Below are 17,874 nucleotides of genomic sequence, written 5' to 3'. Positions count from 1 at the left end.
GCCAAGTACCCGCGGGCCGCCCCTATTCCGCAGCACTGAACTGCTCCCGCAGCTCGACCTTCCGCACCTTCCCGCTGACCGTCATCGGGAACTCCTCCATGATCCGCAGATGCCGCGGGATCTTGTAGTGCGCGAGCCGGTTCTCGCAGTAGTGGGCCAGCTCGCGCCTGGAGAGCGCGTGCCGCGGATCGCTGAGGACCACGCAGGCGAGGATCTCCTCGCCGTACGTCTCGTCCGGCACGCCCACCACCTGCACGTCGGCGATCTTGGGATGGGTGTGCAGGAACTCCTCGATCTCGCGCGGGTAGACGTTCTCGCCGCCCCTTATGATCATGTCCTTGATCCGGCCGACGATCTCCACGCAGCCGTCCTCGCGCATCCGCGCCAGGTCGCCGGTGTGCATCCAGCGGCCGGCGTCGATGACCTCGGCGGTGCGCTCGGGCTGCTCCCAGTAGCCCTGCATGACGCTGTAGCCGCGGGTGCACAGCTCACCGGTGGTGCCGCGGGGCATGGTGACGCCGGTGACCGGGTCGACGACCTTGACCTCGATGTGCGGCAGGACGCGGCCGACGGTGGCGGTACGGCGCTCCAGGTCGTCCTCGCGCCGGGTCTGGGTGGCGACGGGGGAGGTCTCGGTCATGCCGTAGCAGATGGTCACCTCCGCCATGTGCATCTCGTTGACCACCCGCTTCATCACCTCGACGGGGCACGGCGAGCCGGCCATGATCCCGGTGCGCAGCGACGTCAGGTCGTACAGGGCGAAGTCGGGCAGGGCCAGCTCGGCGACGAACATGGTGGGCACCCCGTACAGCGAGGTGCAGCGCTCCTGTTCGACGGCCGCGAGGGTGGCGGCGGGGTCGAAGGAGGGGCCGGGGATGACGATGCAGGCGCCGTGGCTGGTGGCCGCGAGGTTGCCCATGACCATGCCGAAGCAGTGGTAGTACGGGACGGGGATGCAGACCCGGTCCTGCTCGGTGTAGCCCAGGGTCTCGCCGACGAAGAAGCCGTTGTTGAGGATGCTGTGGTGCGACAGGGTCGCGCCCTTGGCGAAGCCGGTGGTACCGGAGGTGTACTGGATGTTGACCGGGTCGTCGCAGGACAGCAGCGCCTCGCGCTCACGGACCCGCTCCGGGGGCACCGTGCGGCCGGCCTCGATCAGCCGGCCCCAGCCGGCGTGGCCGATGTAGAAGACGTTGCGCAGGGCGGGGCAACTGCCGCGCACCTGCTCGACCATCCGCCGGTAGTCGCTGGACTTGTGCTCCAGCGAGGCGACCAGCAGGGAGATGCCGGCCTGGTTGAGGACGTACTCCAGCTCGTGCACCCGGTAGGCGGGGTTGATGGTGACCATGACGGCGCCGATACGGGCCGAGGCGTACTGCACGAGCACCCACTCCGGGCAGTTGACCGCCCAGACGCCGACGCGCTCGCCCTTGGCGACGCCGCGGGCGAGCAGCCCGCGCGCCACCTCGTCGACGGCGGCGCCGAACTCCGCGTAGGTCCAGCGGCGCCCGGAGGCCACGTCCACCAGGGCCTCGCGGTCGGGGTGGGCGGCGATGGCGCGGTCCAGGTTGGCACCGATGGTGTCGCCCAGCAGGGCGGTGGTGCCGGTGCCGCCGGTGTAGGACGGCTCTGCGGTCATGTGTGGTCCTCCTCGCGGTACTCGTCGGCGGATCCGGCGGCGGTCGCCGCGCGCAGTTGCACGCGGCGGATCTTGCCGGAGACGGTCTTGGGCAGGTCGGCGAACTCCAGCCGCCGGATGCGCTTGTACGGGGCGAGCACGGCGCGCGAGTGCGCGAAGATCGCCTCCGCCGCGGCCGCGCCCGGCTCCCAGCCGGCGGCCAGCACGACGTACGCCTTGGGCACGGCGAGCCGCAGCGGGTCGGGCGCGGGCACGACGGCGGCCTCGGCGACCGCCTCGTGCTCCAGCAGCGCGCTCTCCAGCTCGAAGGGGCTGATCTTGTAGTCGCTCGCCTTGAAGACGTCGTCGCTGCGCCCGATGTACGTGATGTAGCCCTCGGCGTCACGGGCGCCGATGTCACCGGTGCGGTAGTAGCCGTCGGCCATGGCCTCGGCGGTGCGGGCCGCGTCGCCCTCGTAGCCGGTCATCAGGCCCACGGGGCGCGCGGTCAGGTCGAGGCAGATCTCGCCCTCGTCGGCGGGCTTGCCGCTGACGGGGTCCAGGAGCACGACGTCGTATCCGGGAGTGGGACGGCCCATGGAACCCAGCTTGACGGGCTGCCCGGGGGAATTGGCGATCTGCACCGCGGTCTCGGTCTGGCCGAAACCGTCGCGGATGGTCAGCCTCCAGGCCCGTCTGACGGCCTCGATGACCTCCGGGTTGAGGGGTTCACCTGCGGCGACGGCCTCACGCGGCGGGGTGGCGAGCCCGCTCAGATCGGACTGGACGAGCATCCGCCAGACGGTGGGCGGGGCGCAGAAAGTTGTCACGCCGCCGCGGTCCATGGCGGCCAGCAGCGCCCCGGCGTCGAAGCGCGTGTAGTTGTACAGGAAGACCGTCGCCTCCGCGTTCCAGGGCGCGAAGAGATTGGACCAGGCGTGCTTGGCCCAGCCGGGTGAGGAGATGTTCAGGTGGACGTCGCCGGGGCGGATGCCGATCCAGTACATCGTCGCCAGGTGGCCGACGGGGTACGAGACATGGGTGTGCTCGACGAGTTTGGGGAGCGCGGTGGTGCCGGAGGTGAAGTAGAGCATCAGGGTGTCGCCGGCGGCCGTGGGCCCGTCGGGCGTGAAGCTCGCGGAGGCCTCGTACGCGTCCTCGTACGGCAGCCAGCCCGCCCCGCTGCCGCCGACCGAGATGCGGGTGTAGTCCCCGGGCACCTCGGCGAACTTGGCCTCGTCGGCGGCCCGTACGAGCACGTGGGCGGCCCGGCCGCGCCCGATGCGGTCGGCGAGGTCGGCCGGGCCGAGGAGGGGCGTGGCGGGGATGACGACGGCGCGCAGCTTCATCGCGGCGAGCGCGGCCTCCCACAACTCGGCCTGGTTGCCGAGCATGACGACGATACGGTCGCCGGCCCGCACCCCCTGGGCACGCAGCCAGTTCGCCACCCGGTTCGACCGCTCACTCATCCGGGCGAAACTCAACCGGGTCTCGCGGCCGTCTTCCTCCACGATGTGGAGGGCCGTGCGCTCGTTGCCCTCGGCGATGGCGTCGAACCAGTCGAGTGCCCAGTTGAAGCGCTCCGGCCTGGGCCAGGAGAAGCCCGCGCGGGCAGCGGCGTAGTCCTCCCTGCGCTCCAGCAGAAAGTCCCGCGCGGACCGGAAGTCCTCGGTCGGATTCGATGCCGTCACATGTCCTCCTCGTACGGCGGCGGCTCGCTAGCATCGTGCTGCGAGTGACCTACGCCTCACTACCCCCATACGGGGGTGCCCTGCCGCCGGCCACGCCGGCGATCCCCCATCAGCACCAGGGAGCGAGCGACATGCCGGAGACCGCGGACGCAGCGGAGGTGCGCGGCGCGCTGGCCCGGCTGCGCCGGTTCGGCGGCGTGCCCGTCGCCTTCGGCGGGCTGCTCACGGACGGCGGCCGCAAGCTGCGGATCAGCGAGCTGAGCGGCACGGTGACGCTGTCGCTGCAGGGACTCGGGGTGGCCACGGGCAACGGGCTCGGCGGCAAGGCCATCGCCTTCTCCCGGCCCTGTGCGGTCACCGACTACACCTCGTCCCGCGCCATCAGCCACGAGTACGACGGCCCGGTGGGCGCCGAGGGCCTGCGCTCGGTGCTGGCGGTGCCCGTCGTCGTACGCGGCCGGGTGCGGGCCGTGCTCTACGGCGCGCTGCGCGACTCGCTGCCGCTGGGCGACCGGTCGCTGACCGCGGCGGTGGAGACGGCGCGCCACCTGGAGCAGACCCTCGCCGTCCGCGACGAGGCCCGCCGGCTGCTCGCCGTCGCGACGCCCACCGCGCAGCGGGCGGCGGACCCGGCGGCCTGGGAGAACGTCCGCACCGCGCACCGTGACCTGCGCACGCTGGCGCCGCGTATAGCCGACGAGGCGCTGCGCGCGGAGCTGCTGGCGCTCTGCGACCGGCTGGCCTCGGCGGCCGTCACGATCGCCCCGGCCGCCGGCGCGGACCCCGAGCGGACGGTGCTGGCGCCGCGGGAGCTGGACGTGCTGGCGTGCGTCGCGACGGGCGCGACGAACGCGGCGGCCGGCGAACGGCTGGGGCTGCGGCCGGAGACGGTGAAGAGCTACCTGCGCTCGGCGATGCGCAAGCTCGGGGCGCACACCCGGCTGGAGGCGGTCACCGCCGCCCGCCGGGCGGGGCTGCTGCCGTAGCCCCCAGGGTCTGCGGGGCGGGTCACCCCTGGTGCGCGACGACGTTCACCACCTTGCCGTCGGGGTCGCGGACGAAGAACCGCCGCACGCCCCACTCCTCATCGGTGAGCGGGTGCACGATCTCGGCGCCCGCGGCGCGCATCGCCTCGTGCGCCGCGTCGACGTCCGCGACCTCGATGCTCATGTCGGGGTCGACGGGCGCGGAGGCGTCCCGCTCCATGAAGATCAACTGTGCGGTGGGGTTGCCGGGCGCGGCGAGCGCCATCACCCACCCCAGGTTCATCACCTCCTCGAAGCCCAGCCGCTCGTAGAACGTGCGGCTGGCCTCGAAGGACTCGGACTTGATGTCGGGCACGACCCGCCTGATGCTCATGCCGCGGAGGCTACCCGCCGGCTGTGACAGCGCCGCCGGGCCGGGCAGTGGGACCGCGCGTGCGGCCCGTGCGCCCCGGGGGGGCGTCCGGCGGGCGGTCGGGGGCGCCGGACGGGCGTCGGGGGCGCACACCTCCGGGCATGCCGCGCATGGCCGTGCGGAGGACGGCGGCGCGCATGCGTCAGGGGCGCATGGCAGCACGTGCCTCCCCGAGGGCGACGCCGCGGCGGCCAGGCGGGAAAATGGACCCGTGGCCGAACACCCCAACCTGAGCTGGATCGCGGACGGGCGCGCGCAGACCGCCCGCTGGTACGCCGCCGGCGGCACCCCGCCGCCGCGGCGCGTGGTGCCCGCGGACGACCGGATGTGCGCGGACATCGCGTACCGGCTGGTGTGCGAGGGCACGGCCGTCCTGTGGCAGGGCGACTATCACGGCGGGCGTCAGCTCCTCGCCGCGCTGGGCCGCCGTATCGACCGCCGCTCCGCCCGCCGCGGCCGGCGCCCGGCCGCACCGGCGGGCGGCCGGGAGACCGGCCCGGCGGACGCCTTCCACCGGCACCGGCAGGCCCAGGGCCACCGGGCGCGGGTGCTCGGCATGCTGCTCGTCCCCCTCGAACCCGGGCCGCGGGGCGCGGCCGTGCCGCTGCGCCGGGCACCCGACGTGAGCGGGGCGGTGGCCGGGGCGTACGGCCCCGTGACCGAGCCCGGCGCGGTGGCGCTGCGCGAACTGCTCGGCGCGGTGGGGGCCCACGAGTGGCACCGCAAAGGCGTGGACATACCGGCGCTGGGCGCCCGGGTGCACCCGCACTACGGAGTCTTCTCGCCGGTGCGCGGCGAGTACGTCGACCTCGTCGCCGAGGCCCCGCTGCCGGCGAAGTCCCTGGCGTTCGACGTGGGCACCGGGACCGGGGTGCTCGCGGCGGTGCTGGCGCGCCGCGGGGTGGAACGGGTCGTCGCCACCGACACGGATCCGCGCGCGCTGGCCTGCGCCCGCGACAACGTCGACCGGCTGGGCCTGGCCGAGCAGGTCGAGGTCGTGGAGGAGAACCTGTTCCCGCCGGGGCGCGCGCCGCTGGTCGTCTGCAACCCGCCGTGGCTGCCCGCCAAGCCGACCTCCGCGCTGGAGCACGCCGTCTACGACCCGGGCGGCGGCATGCTCCACGGCTTCCTCGCCGGCCTCGCGGCGCATCTGGAGCCGGGCGGTGAGGGCTGGCTCGTGCTGTCCGACCTGGCCGTGCACCTGGGGCTGCGCGGCCGCGGGGAGCTGCCGGCGGCGATCGAGGCGGCGGGCCTGCGGGTGGCGGCCCGCCATGACACCCGCCCGCGGCACCGCCGGGCGACGGACACGTCGGACCCGCTGCACGCGGCGCGGGCGGCGGAGGTGACGTCGCTGTGGCGGCTGACGGCGGCGGAGTGAGGGGGCGCGGCGGGGCGCGAACGGGTCGCCGCGCGCGGAAGTAGTCCGGCATGTGGACAGGGCGCCTCCCACTGCACCGCCGTCTCGACGCCTCTGACCGGTGGTTGTTCCGGGAGGTTCCCGTGGGGTGGTCTCGCATCGCGGAACACAGGTGCCAGCCGGGGCAGGGCCCCGTACGGTCATACTGTGGACACCTCCGGACACGCCCTCGCTCCCCGCCGCCGGCCTCACTTGTACGTTCCCGTGGAGGACGGAAAGGGCGGGATGCGGCTGCGGATGTTCCGTACGCCGCTGGGCACGCGCACCGCGGTGGCGTTCACGAGCCAGGCCGCGCTGGTGCGCGCGCTGGGCCCGGAGCAGAAGTGGGTACGCCTCGGCGAGCCGGCGCTACGCGCGCTGACCGCGCCGCTGGGCGCCGACCGGATCACCGTCGACCCCCTGCTCACCGCCCGCCGCCCGTACGCCCACTTCACCCCGCCGCGGCAGGACGAGCCGCGGCCCCGGCAGCGCCCCACGCCGCCGGCCTCCCCGACGCCGAAGAGGCCGGCGACCCACTGACGGGCCGGGGGGCTACCCGCGCGCTTTTGCGGTCCCGCAACTCCTGACGGCTGCCGGGTGCCAGCATCTCCAGCACCCCCGCCGCCTCCGCCTCGGCCTCCGGCCGCTCACCGCGCGTCAGCGGGGCGAACGTCTCCAGGTGTATCGTCGCCGCGCCGTCGTCCTGCGTCACCCGCCACAGCCCGCGGACGAAGCCGCGTCACTCCGCACCACGTCTGCACGTCCCGTAGGACGCGGGCCCGAAGGCGGCGAGAGAGCGCAGCACGAGCCGTCCGACGTCCGGGTCCGGGTCGGGCTCGGCGCCCAGCCAGGACCGGACGGTGGCGTGCGTGACCTGCCCGCCCCTCCCCCACAGCCCGCGCGGCGGCGCCTGGACCAGCGGAACCCGGATGCGCGCGGCGACCTTCACCGCAAGCGGTTCGTGGGCCGGCCACTCGCGCCGCAAGGGCGCGGTTGAGGCGGGGGGTGGAGAGGGTGGCGGGCCCGCTCGTCGTCATACCGGCCATGCCAGGGACCCTTGCGGCCGGTTTCCGTCCGCAGCCCCGGCCGGAGCGGGAGGTCGGTGCGGGACGCGGGCGCGGCTGAGGGAGGATCGGGGCGCAGCCGACGACAGGGGAGACGGTGGGGACGCTCGACGGACAGCGCGAGAGCGCCGGGGGCGGGGCCGGGCAGGTGGCAGGCGCGGAGTCCGCTCGCCCGCGGAACGCCGGGGAAACCGCCGGGCGCTCCTCCCGGCGCCTTCGGCTCGCCGCGGCCGTCGCCGGAGGGCTGCCCTTGTGTGCCGTCTCCTGCGTTCTCGCGTTCCGGGCCGTCGGCGGCGACGGCGTGACTCCCCTGCCGCAGCTTGCCGCCTTTCTGCCCTGGCTGCTCGTGCCCGGGGGTGCGGGGCTGCTGCTGATGGCGCTCGCCCGCAACCGGGCCGGCGTCGTGTGGGCGCTCGTCGTGGTCGCCGCCACCGGCTGGTTCGTACGGCCCTACGAGTCCGCCGCCGATCCCCCGTCCTCTCCGCCCAGGGCCGAGTTCCGGCTGCTCTCCGCCAACCTCAAGTTCGGCGACGCCACGCCGGCCCTGCGCACGGCGCTGCGCGCGTACGAGCCGGACATCGCCCTGGTCCAGGAGTGCGACAGCCGCTGCGTCGAGGCCCTGCGCGGTCCGGCGCTGCGGGCCGCGTACCCGTACCGCGTCATCGACGCCGGCGATCCCGCCGAGGGCTCCGCGATCCTCAGCAGGTACCCGCTGACCGAGGAGCCCGGCGTGCGCGGCACGCTGTCGATGCCCGCGGCCACCGCGCGCGTCGCGGGCGAGCGGGTGCGGCTGCAGGTCGTTCACCCGATGCCGCCGACTCCCGGGTCCATGGACGCCTGGCGCGCCGAGCTGGGGTACCTGCGGGACGCCGCCGCGGCGCGCGGAGAGGTGCCCACCGTCTTCGGCGGCGACTTCAACTCCTCGCAGGACCACGAGGCGTTCCGCGACATCCTGGACACCGGCCTGCGGGACAGCGCCATGCTGCTCGGCCGTTCCCGCACCCCCACCTGGCCGGCGTCGACGACGCCCCTCTTCGGCGCCCAGATCGACCACGTCCTGGTGAGCGACCGGCTGAGCCCCGCGGACATCGAGTTCCCCGAGCTGGCCGGCACCGACCACCGCGCGGTGCTCGTGGGGCTGCAGTTGCGCTGAGCCGTGGCCGATACTGGCCCGCATGGACCGTCACGAGTGGGCCGCGCAGACGCTGTCCGTACGGCCCGGCGACAGGGTGCTGGAGATCGGCTGCGGGCACGGGGTGACCGCGTCGCACGTCTGCGCGGAGCCGGCCGCCGGACCGCGGGAGGCGACGCAGCGGTTCGTCGGCCTGGACCGGTCCGCGAAGATGACCGCCGCGGCCGTTCGGCGGAACGCCGCCCACGTCGCCGCCGGGCTCGCGGAGTTCAGGACCGGCGTCTTCCCCGCCGCGGACCTCGCCGCCGGGCGGCCCTTCGACCTCGCGTACGCGTTCAACGTACGGCTGCTGTGGACCGACCCCGCCGCCGCCCGCGCGGTAGCCGGGCTGCTGCGCCCCGGCGGGCGGCTCTTCGTGTTCTTCCGGTTGCCCTCGTGGAGCCCCGCGGCCCATCGGGAGGTCGCCGCACAGGCCGCGCGGACGCTGACCGCGGGCGGGCTCGCGGTGACCGCCGACGCGCAGGACGAGGCCGTCGAGAGCGGCTACGTCACGGCCCTGACCCCGCCCGGCTGATCCTGCCCGGCCGGCCTCACCCGGCCGACCGCACCCGGCCCGCCGGCTTCATGCGACGCTCCGGCCCGCCGCCCCCGCTCCCGGTGGATCGGCGTGTGCGCGCCGGTCAGCGGCAGCCCGGTGCCGCCCCGGCGGGCCGCGACGATCTCCCCGGCGATGGAGACCGCGACCTCCTCCGGCGAGCGGGCGCCGAGGTCGAGGCCGATCGGCGAGTGCAGGCGGGCGAGTTCGGGGTCGGTGACGCCCGCCTCGCGCAGCCGCCGGTTGCGGTCCAGGTGCGTACGACGCGAGCCCATCGCGCCGACGTACGCCACGGGCAGCCGCAGCGCGGCCGTCAGCAGCGGCACGTCGAACCTGGGGTCGTGCGTGAGCACGCACAGCACCGTGCGCCCGTCCAGCTCCCCCGCGGCCAGCGCGTCCGCCAGGTACTCGTGCGGCCAGCGCACCGCCACCTCGTCCGCCTCGGGGAAGCGGCGGGCCGTGGCGAAGACGGGGCGGGCGTCGCAGAGAGTGACGTGGTACCCGAGGAACTTGCCGATGCGGACCAGCGCGTGCGCGAAGTCGATCGCGCCGAAGACCACCATCCGCGGTGCCGGCACGCTCACCTCCACCAGCAGCGTCACCGGCTCCCCGCAGCGCGCCCCCGCCGCGCCGACCGACACCGTGTCCGTGCGCCCCGCGTCGAGCAGCGCGGCGGCCTCGGCGGCGGCGGTGCGCTCCAGCGCGGTGCCGTCCCACGCGGGCAGGTCGGCGAGCGGGCCCGCGAAGCGGCCCTCGTACGTGCCGTCGGGGTGTACCAGCAGCGCCTGCCCGAGGAGGGCCACCGGGCCGCCGACGATCCGCGCGACCGCCGCGGCCCCGCCGCCCGCGGCGGCGGTCAGCGCCGTACGGAGCACGCCGCCGGCCGTGACCGGCGTGACGAGGATGTCGATCTCCCCGCCGCAGGTGAGCCCGACCGCGAAGGCGTCGTCGTCGGAGTAGCCGAAGGTCTCCAGCACCGCCTCGCCGGTCTCCAGGACCTCCCGGCACAGCTCGTACACCGCGCCCTCGACGCAGCCGCCGGACACGCTGCCGACCGCCGTGCCCTCGGCGTCCACGGCCAGCGCGGCGCCCGGGCCGCGCGGCGCGGAGCCGCTGGTGCCCACGACGGTGGCGACGGCGAAGGGGCGGCCCTCCGCGCACCACCGGGCGAGGTCGGCAGCGATGTCCAGCATCCTGATCAGCTCCTCACAAGGCCGCTGGTCCTATTTGACACCCATCCACTGCTCGATCGGATGAAGCGCGAAGAAGACGACGAACACGGCGGTCAGGACCCACATGAAGACGCCCGGCTCGCGCCACTTCCCCTGGGCGGCCCTGATCGCCGTGTACGAGATGACGCCGGCGGCCACCCCCGCCGTGATGGAGCACGTGAACGGCATCAGCACGACCGTCAGGAACACCGGCACGGCCACGCCCCGGTCGGCCCAGTCCACGTGCCGCGCGTTCGCCGTCCTCATGGCGCCGATGACGACCAGCGCCGCGGCGGCCAGCGCGGTGGCGGTGATCAGGCCGGACGGGGCGAGCACATGGCCCGCGGCGTCCTCGCCTCCCAGGATCAGCGGGTTGAGCAGCAGGATGTAGGCCATCGCCATGAAAGTGGTGAGCCCGCCGCGCACCTCGCGCGCGACCGTGGAGCCGCGCCGGGATATCCCGAAGTAGCGGTCGGGCCACGAGGTGCGGCCGGATGCGGCGGTGCCGGGTCGCCCGGCCGGCGCTGGCGCGCGCCGGTCGACGGAGGAGTGGGTCATGCGTTCCCCCAGGGTTCACAGGGGCAGCCCGCGGTTGCGGGATGTGGGATCGGTGGAGCTGCACGACCCGGGGGACGGCCCGAGGCGAAGAGGAACGGATGGTGCGTTGGGTGCCGTTTCAGGTGCCGGTGAGGTGCTCCGGCCGTACGGGAGCCTTGGTCAGGGCCAGGCCGGTGGCCTGGCGGATGGCGGCGAGCACCGCCGGGGTGGCCGAGAGCGTGGACGCCTCGCCCACACCCCTCAGGCCGTACGGCGCGTGCGGGTCGGCCAGTTCGAGTACGTCGACGGGGATGGCCGGGGTGTCGAGGATGGTCGGGATCAGATAGTCGGTGAACGAGGGGTTCCGCACCCGCGCGGTCGCCGGGTCGATCACGATCTCCTCCATCACCGCCACGCCCAGGCCCTGCGTCGTGCCGCCCTGGATCTGCCCGACGACCGACAGCGGGTTGAGGGCCTTGCCGACGTCCTGGGCGCAGGCCAGCTCGACGACCTTGACCAGGCCGAGTTCGGTGTCGACCTCGACGACCGCGCGGTGCGCGGCGAAGGAGTACTGGACGTGGCCGAAGCCCTGGCCGGTCTCGATGTCGAACGGCTCGGTGGGCCGGTGCCGGAAGGGCAGTTCGACGTCGACGGGCGGCTCGCCGTCGAGCACGTCGGCCAGATCGGCGAGGACCTCGCCGCCGTCCGTGACGACCTTGCCGCCCTCCAGCAGCAGTTCGGCCGTCGCCCACGCGGGGTGGTACGTGCCGAGCTTGCGCCGGCCGAGGGCGAGCACCTGCTCGCGCACCGCCGCGCAGGCGTTCCTTACCGCACCGCCCGTCATGTACGTCTGCCGGGAGGCGGAGGTGGAGCCGGCGGAGCCGACCCCGGTGTCGGCCGGGGCGATGACCACGTGGGCGACGCCCAGTTCGGTGCGGGCGATCTGCGCCTGCACGGTGATGCCGCCCTGGCCGACCTCGGCCGCCGCGGTGTGCACGGTGACCACGGGCTCGCCACCGACGGCCTCCAGCCGCACCCGGGCGGTGGAGAAGTCGTCGAAGCCCTCGGAGAAGCCGACGTTCTTGATGCCGACCGCGTAGCCGACGCCGCGGACGACCCCCTCGCCGTGCGTGGTGTTGGACAGCCCGCCGGGCAGCGCCCGTACGTCCGCGGCGCCGTCCGCGCTCTCCCACTGCCGCTCCGGCGGCAGCGGCCGGGCCTGCACGCGGCGCAGGATCTCCGCCACCGGCGCCGGGGAGTCGACCTGCTGCCCGGTCGGCAGCCGCGAGCCCTGCGACATGGCGTTCAGCTGCCGGAACGCCACCGGGTCCATGCCGACCGCCGCGGCCAGCCGGTCCATCTGCGCCTCGTATCCGAAGCACGCCTGGACGGCGCCGAAGCCGCGCATCGCGCCGCAGGGCGGGTTGTTGGTGTAGAGCCCGACCGCCTCGATCTCGACGTCCTCGACGACGTACGGGCCCATGGACAGCGACGCCGCGTTGCCGACGACGGCCGGGGTGGAGGAGGCGTACGCGCCGCCGTCGAGGACGATGCGGCAGCGGGCGTGGGTGATCCGGCCGTCCGCGGTGACGCCGTGCTCGTAGCGGATCCTGGCCGGGTGGCGGTGCACATGGCCGAAGAAGGACTCGAAGCGGTCGTAGACCATCTTGACGGGCTTGCCGGTGCGCAGCGCCAGCAGGCAGGCGTGGATCTGCATCGACAGGTCCTCGCGCCCGCCGAAGGCGCCGCCGACGCCGGAGAGCGTCATGCGCACCTTCTCCTCCGGCAGCCCGAGCACCGGCGCGATCTGCCGTCGGTCGGCGTGCAGCCACTGGGTGGCGACGTACAGGTCGACGCCGCCGTCCTCCGCGGGCACCGCGAGGCCGGATTCCGGGCCCAGGAACGCCTGGTCCTGCATGCCGAACTCGTACTCGCCGGTGACGATGTGGTCGGCCCGGCGGGCCGCCGCGGCGGCGTCGCCGCGCACGATCGGCTGGCGGTGGACGACGTTCGGGTGCGGTACGTGCCGCGCGTGGTCGTCGGTGCGGTCGGGGTGCAGCACCGGCGCGCCGGGGGCGAGCGCGGACTCCTCGTCGGTGACGAGCGGCAACTCCCGCCACTCGATGCGGATCTTCGCCGCGGCCCGGCGGGCGGTCTCGGGGTGGTCGGCGGCGACCAGCGCCACCGGCTCGCCGTGGTGGCGCACCCGGCCGGCGGCGAGCGCGGGGGTGTCGGCGATCTCCAGACCGTAGTTCTTCTGCTCCGCGGGCAGGTCGTCGTACGTGAGCACGGCGTAGACCCCGGCCTGGGCGAGGGCGGCGGAGGTGTCGACGGCGAGGATCTCGGCGTGGGCGTACGGGGAGCGCAGCGTGTGGCCCCAGATCATGTCCTCGTGCCACAGGTCGGAGGAGTACGCGAACTCCCCGGTGACCTTCAGCGTGCCGTCCGGGCGCAGCTCGGACTCGCCGATGCCGCCGGCGGTCTGCGAACCCCGGGTGAGGCCGGCCGGGATGCGGGTGACGTCGGACATCAGGCCCCCTCGCCCCGGCGGGCGGCGGCGAGCCGGACCGCGTCGAGGATCTTCTCGTAGCCGGTGCAGCGGCACAGGTTGCCCGACAGGCCCTCGCGGATGTCGGCGTCCGACGGCGCCATCGGCCAGGGGCAGCGCTCCAGCAGATCGTCCGCGGCGACCAGCAGCCCCGGGGTGCAGAAGCCGCACTGCACGGCGCCGGCGTCGACGAACGCCTGCTGGATCGCGGAGAGCCCGTCGCGGGCGAGCCCCTCGACCGTGACGACCTCGCGGCCCTCGGCCTGCCCGGCGGCCACCAGGCAGGCGCACACCGGCACGCCGTCGAGACGTACCGTGCACGAGCCGCACTCCCCCTGCTCGCAGGCGTTCTTCGAGCCTGGCAGGCCCATCCGCTCGCGCAGCACGTACAACAGGCTCTCGCCCTCCCAGACGTCGTCGGCCTGCTGTTCGCGGCCGTTGACGGTGAACGTCACCCGCATCACGCGGCTCCTTCCCCTCGTGTGGGTCCTGCCGTGCCCCGGCGGTACGACTCCCAGGTCCAGCCGAGCGTGCGGCGGGCCATGACGCCGACCGCGTGCCGGCGGTAGCGCGCGCTGCCGCGCACGTCGTCGATGGGGTTGCAGGCGCCCGCCGCCAGCTCGGCGAACTGCCGGGCGAGCGCCGGGGGCAGGGTCCTGCCGCTGTCCCAGTGGCCGCCCTCGGCCAGCGCCGCGTTCAGGAACTCCTCGGCGGCGGTGGCGCGCACGGGCGTCGGCGCGGCCGAGCCGATGCCGGTACGGACCGTGCGGGTGTCGGGGTGCAGCGCGATGCCGAAGGCGCACACGGCGATCACCATGGCGTTGCGGGTGCCGACCTTGGAGAACTCCTGCGGGCCCGTGGCCTTCTTGACGTGCACCCACTTGATCAGCTCGTCCGGCGCGAGCGCGTTGCGCTTGACGCCGGTGAAGAACTCCTCGACGGGGATCCGCCTGCTGCCGCGTACGGACTCCACCTCGACCTCGGCGCCCGCGGCCAGCAGCGCCGGGTGCGCGTCACCGGCCGGGGAGGCGGTGCCGAGGTTGCCGCCGACGCCGCCGCGGTTGCGGATCTGCGGGGACGCCACGGTGTGCGCCGCCCGCGCCAGACCCGGCAGCGCCCCGCCCAGCTCCGCCACGATCCGCGCGTACGGCACGGAGGCCCCCAGCCGCACGCTCCGCTCGCCCGTCTCCCACTCCTGCAACTCGCCGATGCGGTTGAGGTCGAGCAGGTACTCCGGGCGGCGGTGGTCGAAGTTGATCTCGACCATGAGGTCCGTGCCGCCCGCGATCGGTACGGCCTCGGGGTGCTCGGCCTTGGCGGCGAGCGCTTCCGCCCAGCCGGCGGGGCGCAGGAAGTCCATGGATCCTCTCGGCTTTCCCTCGAAAGTGCGGGTGCGTGCTTGAGCTGTTGACGGAACGTGGCCCAAGTACACAGAAACGCCGCCGTCCGGGTGCAGTCACGGAAAACATGAAGCAAGGGGCAGGCCAGAACCCGGTTCTTGTAGATTCGAACGAAGGCCGGGGCATCCTTCTCCCTGTGGGACATCCCCCTGCGGGACATCCCACGACGACCGCCCGGCGGCCTACGCGCACGGGCGGGCGGGCCGACGCACGACCGACAGCAAGGGAACGCGCATGAGGCTGCGGGCACTGCTGGACTCCGAGGCGCTGGGCCTGCGGCTCCTCGGCGGCACGGACGAGCTGGACCGCACGGTGCGGGGTGTGATGACCACCGACCTGACGGACCCGAGCCGCTATCTGTCGGGCGGCGAGCTGGTCCTCACCGGGCTCGCCTGGCGGCACGGGCCGCAGGACTCGGAGCCCTTCGTACGGATCCTGGCCGCGGCCGGCGTCGCCGGGCTCGCGGCGGGCGAGGCGGAGCTGTCGGGCGCGGGGGTGCCGGAGGACCTGGTGCGCGCCTGCGCGCGGCACCGGCTGCCGCTCTTCGCGGTGGACGAGGACGTCGCGTTCGCCACCATCACCGAGCACGTCGTCCGGCAGGTCTCCGGCGAGCGGGCCGGCGATCTGGCGGCCGTCGTCGAGCGGCACCGCAGGCTGATGTCGTCCGGACCCGCGGGCGGCGGCCCCGACGTGGTGCTCGACCTGCTGGGCTCCGATCTGGACCTGCACGCGTGGGTGCTCTCCCCCACCGGCCGGCAGATCGCCGGCACCGCGGCCGGGGCGGCCGGGGGGCGGCTGCCGGCGCAGTTGCGGGCGCAACTTGCCGGCGAGCACCTGGGCGCGCTGCGCGGTGGCCGTCCGGGGCCGCACCGGGTGACGCTGCCGGCGGCGGGCGGGGGCGTGACGTACTCGCTCTTCCCCGTCGGCGGCGGCCGGGACCTGCGCGAGACGGTGCTGTCCGACTGGCTGCTGGCGGTGGAGGCCGACGCCGGGGAGTGGCCCCCGGAGCGGCTGGACCTGGTGCACGGCGTCACGCAGTTGATCGCCGTGGAGCGGGAGCGGCGCGACGCCGCCCGGTCGGTGCGGCGGCGGCTGGCGCAGGAGGTGCTGGAGCTGGTGCAGGCCGGGGCGCAGCCCGGGGAGATCGCCGCCCGGCTGCGGGTGGCGGTGCCGGTGCTGCTGCCGGGGACCGGGGCGGCGCCGCAGTGGCAGGTGGTGGTGGCCCGGGTCGAGTGGGAGGTCCCGTACGGGCAGCCGGGGATCGCGGGCGGGCCGGTGGCGCAGGCGATGCTGGAGGAGATGCTCGCGGGCGCGGACCGGGACCCGGCCGACCGGATCGCCGTGGCGCACACCGGCGACGAGGCGGTGGCGCTCGTGCCGCTGCCGGCCCTCCCGGCGCGGACGGGGGCGGACGGGGCGCCGGAGCCGGGCACCGCGGACTCCGGCACGGCGGGCGACCGGGCCCGCAAGGGCGCCGCCGAGAGCGCCGGACCCGGCCGGGGGCACTCCGGCGGTCCGGGGGCGGAGACCGGCGCCACCGGGCTGCGCGCCTCGGCACTGCTCGCCGCCGTCCGGGAGCCGCTGGCCCGCGCGCTCGCCGACGACGGCCGGCTCACCCTCGGCGTCAGCGCCGCGGTGCACTCCCCGGAGGGGCTGCGCGGCGCCCTGGAGGAGGCCCGGCACGCGCGCCGGGTCGCCGCCGCCCGGCCGGGCAGCGTATGCGCCGCGGGCCATGAGGAGCTGGCCTCGCACGTGCTGCTGCTGCCCTTCGTCCCGGACGACGTACGCCGCGCGTTCACCGCCCGGCTGCTGGACCCGCTGCGCGCGTACGACCACCGCCACCGGGCCGAGCTGGTGACGACCCTGGAGGCGTTCCTCGACTGCGACGGCTCCTGGACCCGCTGCGCGGCCCGCCTCCACCTGCACGTCAACACGCTGCGCTACCGGGTGGGCCGGATCGAGCAGCTCACCGGCCGGGACCTGGCGCGGCTGGAGGACAAGCTCGACTTCTTCCTCGCGCTGCGGATGCGCTGAACGCCGCGTTCGCGCGGCACCTTTCCACACGGCGGGGACCGGGCCGGCTGCGCGCGCCGGCCTTGCCCGCCGCCGTACGGGAGCCGCCGGTCCGCGCTCGCCGACGACCGCCGCCTCGGCGTCGGCGCCGCCGCGCGCTCCCCGGAGGGACTGCCGGCCGCCCTGGAGGAGGCCCGGCACGCGCTCCGCGCCGCCGCTGCCCGGCCGGGCAGCGTCTGCGCCGCGGGCCACGAGGCACCGGCCCGGCACGTGCCGCGGCTCCAGGCGCTGAACGCCGCCGTCTGCGCGGCACCTTCGCGCGTCGCTCCCGTGCCCCGGGCAATCCGTTGGCCAAGATCTTGTGAAGTCGTTCACGCAAGCCCTTGGCCCAGGGCAGACTTCGTGCTGAGATTCGACTCACACTGGGCTGCGTTGTTCCTTGGCTCGACGGCGCGTTGGGGAGGCAAAAGTGGCGGATACCGCCATGGCACGGTCGGAATCGGCGATGTCGGAGGATCCGCTGGAGCGGGCGATCTGGCGGCTGCGTTCGCGCGGCTGCTGGGACGACGCCGCGGCGCTCCTCGACGACACCGCCGGGACCGACGCCGAGGCGGCGCGACAGCGCGCGGCGCTGCTCGTGGAGCAGTGCATGTTCACGGCCGCCGGCTGGGAGCGCGCCGAGGACGCGGTGCGCAACGCGGAGGCGCTGTCGATCGACGGGGAGAACCGCGGGGTCACGGCGTGCGAGCGGGGCTATCTCGCGTACGCTTCGACGCTGTTCCAGGAGCGCGACCGCTCCGACGAGGCCCGCGCGGCGCTCGGCCGTGCCGCCGCGCTGCTGACGCCGACGTCGCCGTACCGGCCCATGCTGGACTTCCGGCGCGGTCTCGTCGCCCAGCACCTGACGAAGAACGCGACCGCGGCGCTGGCGGCGTTCCGCCGCGCCCACGCGGGCGCGGTGGAGCAGGGCGACCTGCTGCTGTGCTCGTTCACCTGGCGCCATCTGGCCTCGCTCGCGGCCGACGCCGGCGACCTCGCGGAGGCCCGGCACGGCTTCCGCGAGTCGCTGCGGCTGCGCGAGGAGGTGGGCTATCTGATCGGTACGGCGCCGGCGCTGATGGCGCTGGCGGACGTGGAGTCGGAGCCGGAGGCGGGCCGGCTGCGGGCGGAGGCGACGCGACTGGTGCGCTTGCTGGACGGGGTGCCGTCGTGGCTGGCGGAGCAGTTGGGCGAGGAGCCGCGGCGGGTGGCGCCGGCGGAGGACTGACGCG

Annotated in this window: 14 protein-coding genes and 2 pseudogenes; 7 read left to right on the top strand and 9 right to left on the bottom strand. The window is 75.0% G+C overall.

The genetic code is table 11. The features are described from left to right. Window positions 1-22 precede the first annotated feature (22 nt). Together ABGA99_RS02065 and ABGA99_RS02060 are read right to left on the bottom strand one after the other, a co-directional pair. Window positions 23-1,639, bottom strand: a complete 1,617-nt coding sequence (locus tag ABGA99_RS02065) for an AMP-binding protein (protein ID WP_347582034.1) — start codon at window positions 1,637-1,639, stop codon at window positions 23-25. Continuing rightward, complete coding sequence (locus ABGA99_RS02060; protein WP_347582033.1) at window positions 1,636-3,309, bottom strand: AMP-binding protein; 1,674 nt, start codon at window positions 3,307-3,309, stop codon at window positions 1,636-1,638. Before ABGA99_RS02060 ends, ABGA99_RS02065 begins: the two co-directional genes overlap by 4 nt. A 131-nt stretch (window positions 3,310-3,440) precedes the next feature. On the opposite strand from ABGA99_RS02060, the gene ABGA99_RS02055 reads away from it, so the two are divergent. After that, complete coding sequence (locus ABGA99_RS02055; protein ID WP_347582032.1) at window positions 3,441-4,295, top strand: helix-turn-helix transcriptional regulator; 855 nt, start codon at window positions 3,441-3,443, stop codon at window positions 4,293-4,295. Between the two features lie 22 nt (window positions 4,296-4,317). Here the strand turns inward: ABGA99_RS02055 and ABGA99_RS02050 are convergent, their stop codons facing one another. After that, window positions 4,318-4,668, bottom strand: coding sequence for a VOC family protein (locus ABGA99_RS02050; RefSeq protein ID WP_347575976.1), 351 nt, complete (start codon window positions 4,666-4,668; stop codon window positions 4,318-4,320). 250 nt (window positions 4,669-4,918) lie between these two features. On the opposite strand from ABGA99_RS02050, the gene ABGA99_RS02045 reads away from it, so the two are divergent. Both ABGA99_RS02045 and ABGA99_RS02040 read left to right on the top strand, forming a co-directional pair. Beyond that, the gene (locus tag ABGA99_RS02045) at window positions 4,919-6,085 is read left to right on the top strand and encodes a class I SAM-dependent methyltransferase (RefSeq protein WP_347575977.1); all 1,167 of its coding nucleotides are present in this window, start codon (window positions 4,919-4,921) and stop codon (window positions 6,083-6,085) included. Window positions 6,086-6,328: 243 nt separating this feature from the next. Continuing rightward, on the top strand, window positions 6,329-6,643 hold the full coding sequence (locus tag ABGA99_RS02040) for an SAV_915 family protein (protein ID WP_347575978.1): 315 nt from the start codon (window positions 6,329-6,331) through the stop codon (window positions 6,641-6,643). Here the strand turns inward: ABGA99_RS02040 and ABGA99_RS02035 are convergent. Next, a pseudogene (locus ABGA99_RS02035) lies at window positions 6,555-7,088 on the bottom strand (crosslink repair DNA glycosylase YcaQ family protein); the annotation flags it as partial. The gene ABGA99_RS02040 and the pseudogene ABGA99_RS02035 sit on opposite strands and share 89 nt — an antisense overlap. Window positions 7,089-7,264: 176 nt before the next feature. Here ABGA99_RS02035 and ABGA99_RS02030 point away from each other — a divergent pair. Together ABGA99_RS02030 and ABGA99_RS02025 are read left to right on the top strand one after the other, a co-directional pair. Further along, window positions 7,265-8,320 carry an endonuclease/exonuclease/phosphatase family protein gene (locus ABGA99_RS02030; protein ID WP_347582031.1) on the top strand — a complete coding sequence of 352 codons (1,056 nt, stop codon included), beginning with the start codon at window positions 7,265-7,267 and terminating at the stop codon, window positions 8,318-8,320. Between the two features lie 22 nt (window positions 8,321-8,342). After that, window positions 8,343-8,873, top strand: coding sequence for a methyltransferase domain-containing protein (locus ABGA99_RS02025; protein WP_347582030.1), 531 nt, complete (start codon window positions 8,343-8,345; stop codon window positions 8,871-8,873). On the opposite strand, the gene ABGA99_RS02020 is transcribed toward ABGA99_RS02025, so the two are convergent. The 5 genes and pseudogenes from ABGA99_RS02020 to ABGA99_RS02000 all read right to left on the bottom strand — a co-directional run bounded on the left by ABGA99_RS02020 (window position 8,843) and on the right by ABGA99_RS02000 (window position 14,550). Then, entirely contained in the window at window positions 8,843-10,087 is a 1,245-nt protein-coding gene (locus ABGA99_RS02020) for an XdhC/CoxI family protein (RefSeq protein WP_347582029.1), read from the bottom strand. The genes ABGA99_RS02025 and ABGA99_RS02020 overlap by 31 nt on opposite strands. Before the next feature lie 30 nt (window positions 10,088-10,117). Then, window positions 10,118-10,405: pseudogene (locus ABGA99_RS02015) on the bottom strand (NCS2 family permease); the annotation flags it as partial. A gap of 376 nt (window positions 10,406-10,781) precedes the next feature. Then, window positions 10,782-13,172 carry a xanthine dehydrogenase subunit D gene (pucD, locus tag ABGA99_RS02010; protein ID WP_347582028.1) on the bottom strand — a complete coding sequence of 797 codons (2,391 nt, stop codon included), beginning with the start codon at window positions 13,170-13,172 and terminating at the stop codon, window positions 10,782-10,784. Continuing rightward, on the bottom strand, window positions 13,172-13,651 hold the full coding sequence (locus ABGA99_RS02005; protein WP_347575983.1) for a (2Fe-2S)-binding protein: 480 nt from the start codon (window positions 13,649-13,651) through the stop codon (window positions 13,172-13,174). The genes pucD and ABGA99_RS02005 overlap by 1 nt, the downstream gene beginning before the upstream one ends. Next, window positions 13,651-14,550 (bottom strand): FAD binding domain-containing protein, encoded by a 900-nt coding sequence (locus ABGA99_RS02000; protein WP_347582027.1) that lies wholly within the window; start codon window positions 14,548-14,550, stop codon window positions 13,651-13,653. The genes ABGA99_RS02005 and ABGA99_RS02000 overlap by 1 nt, the downstream gene beginning before the upstream one ends. 274 nt (window positions 14,551-14,824) lie before the next feature. On the opposite strand from ABGA99_RS02000, the gene ABGA99_RS01995 reads away from it, so the two are divergent. Further along, window positions 14,825-16,624 carry a PucR family transcriptional regulator ligand-binding domain-containing protein gene (locus ABGA99_RS01995; RefSeq protein WP_347582026.1) on the top strand — a complete coding sequence of 600 codons (1,800 nt, stop codon included), beginning with the start codon at window positions 14,825-14,827 and terminating at the stop codon, window positions 16,622-16,624. A 463-nt stretch (window positions 16,625-17,087) separates the two neighbouring features. Then, the gene (locus tag ABGA99_RS01990; protein ID WP_347575986.1) at window positions 17,088-17,870 is read left to right on the top strand and encodes a hypothetical protein; all 783 of its coding nucleotides are present in this window, start codon (window positions 17,088-17,090) and stop codon (window positions 17,868-17,870) included. Window positions 17,871-17,874: the final 4 nt, after the last annotated feature.

This window comes from Streptomyces sp. B5E4 (assembly GCF_039871555.1).
Lineage (GTDB): Bacteria > Actinomycetota > Actinomycetes > Streptomycetales > Streptomycetaceae > Streptomyces.
The sequence above is the reverse complement of the archived record's forward strand: the minus strand, read 5'-3'. Positions and strand labels throughout refer to the sequence as shown.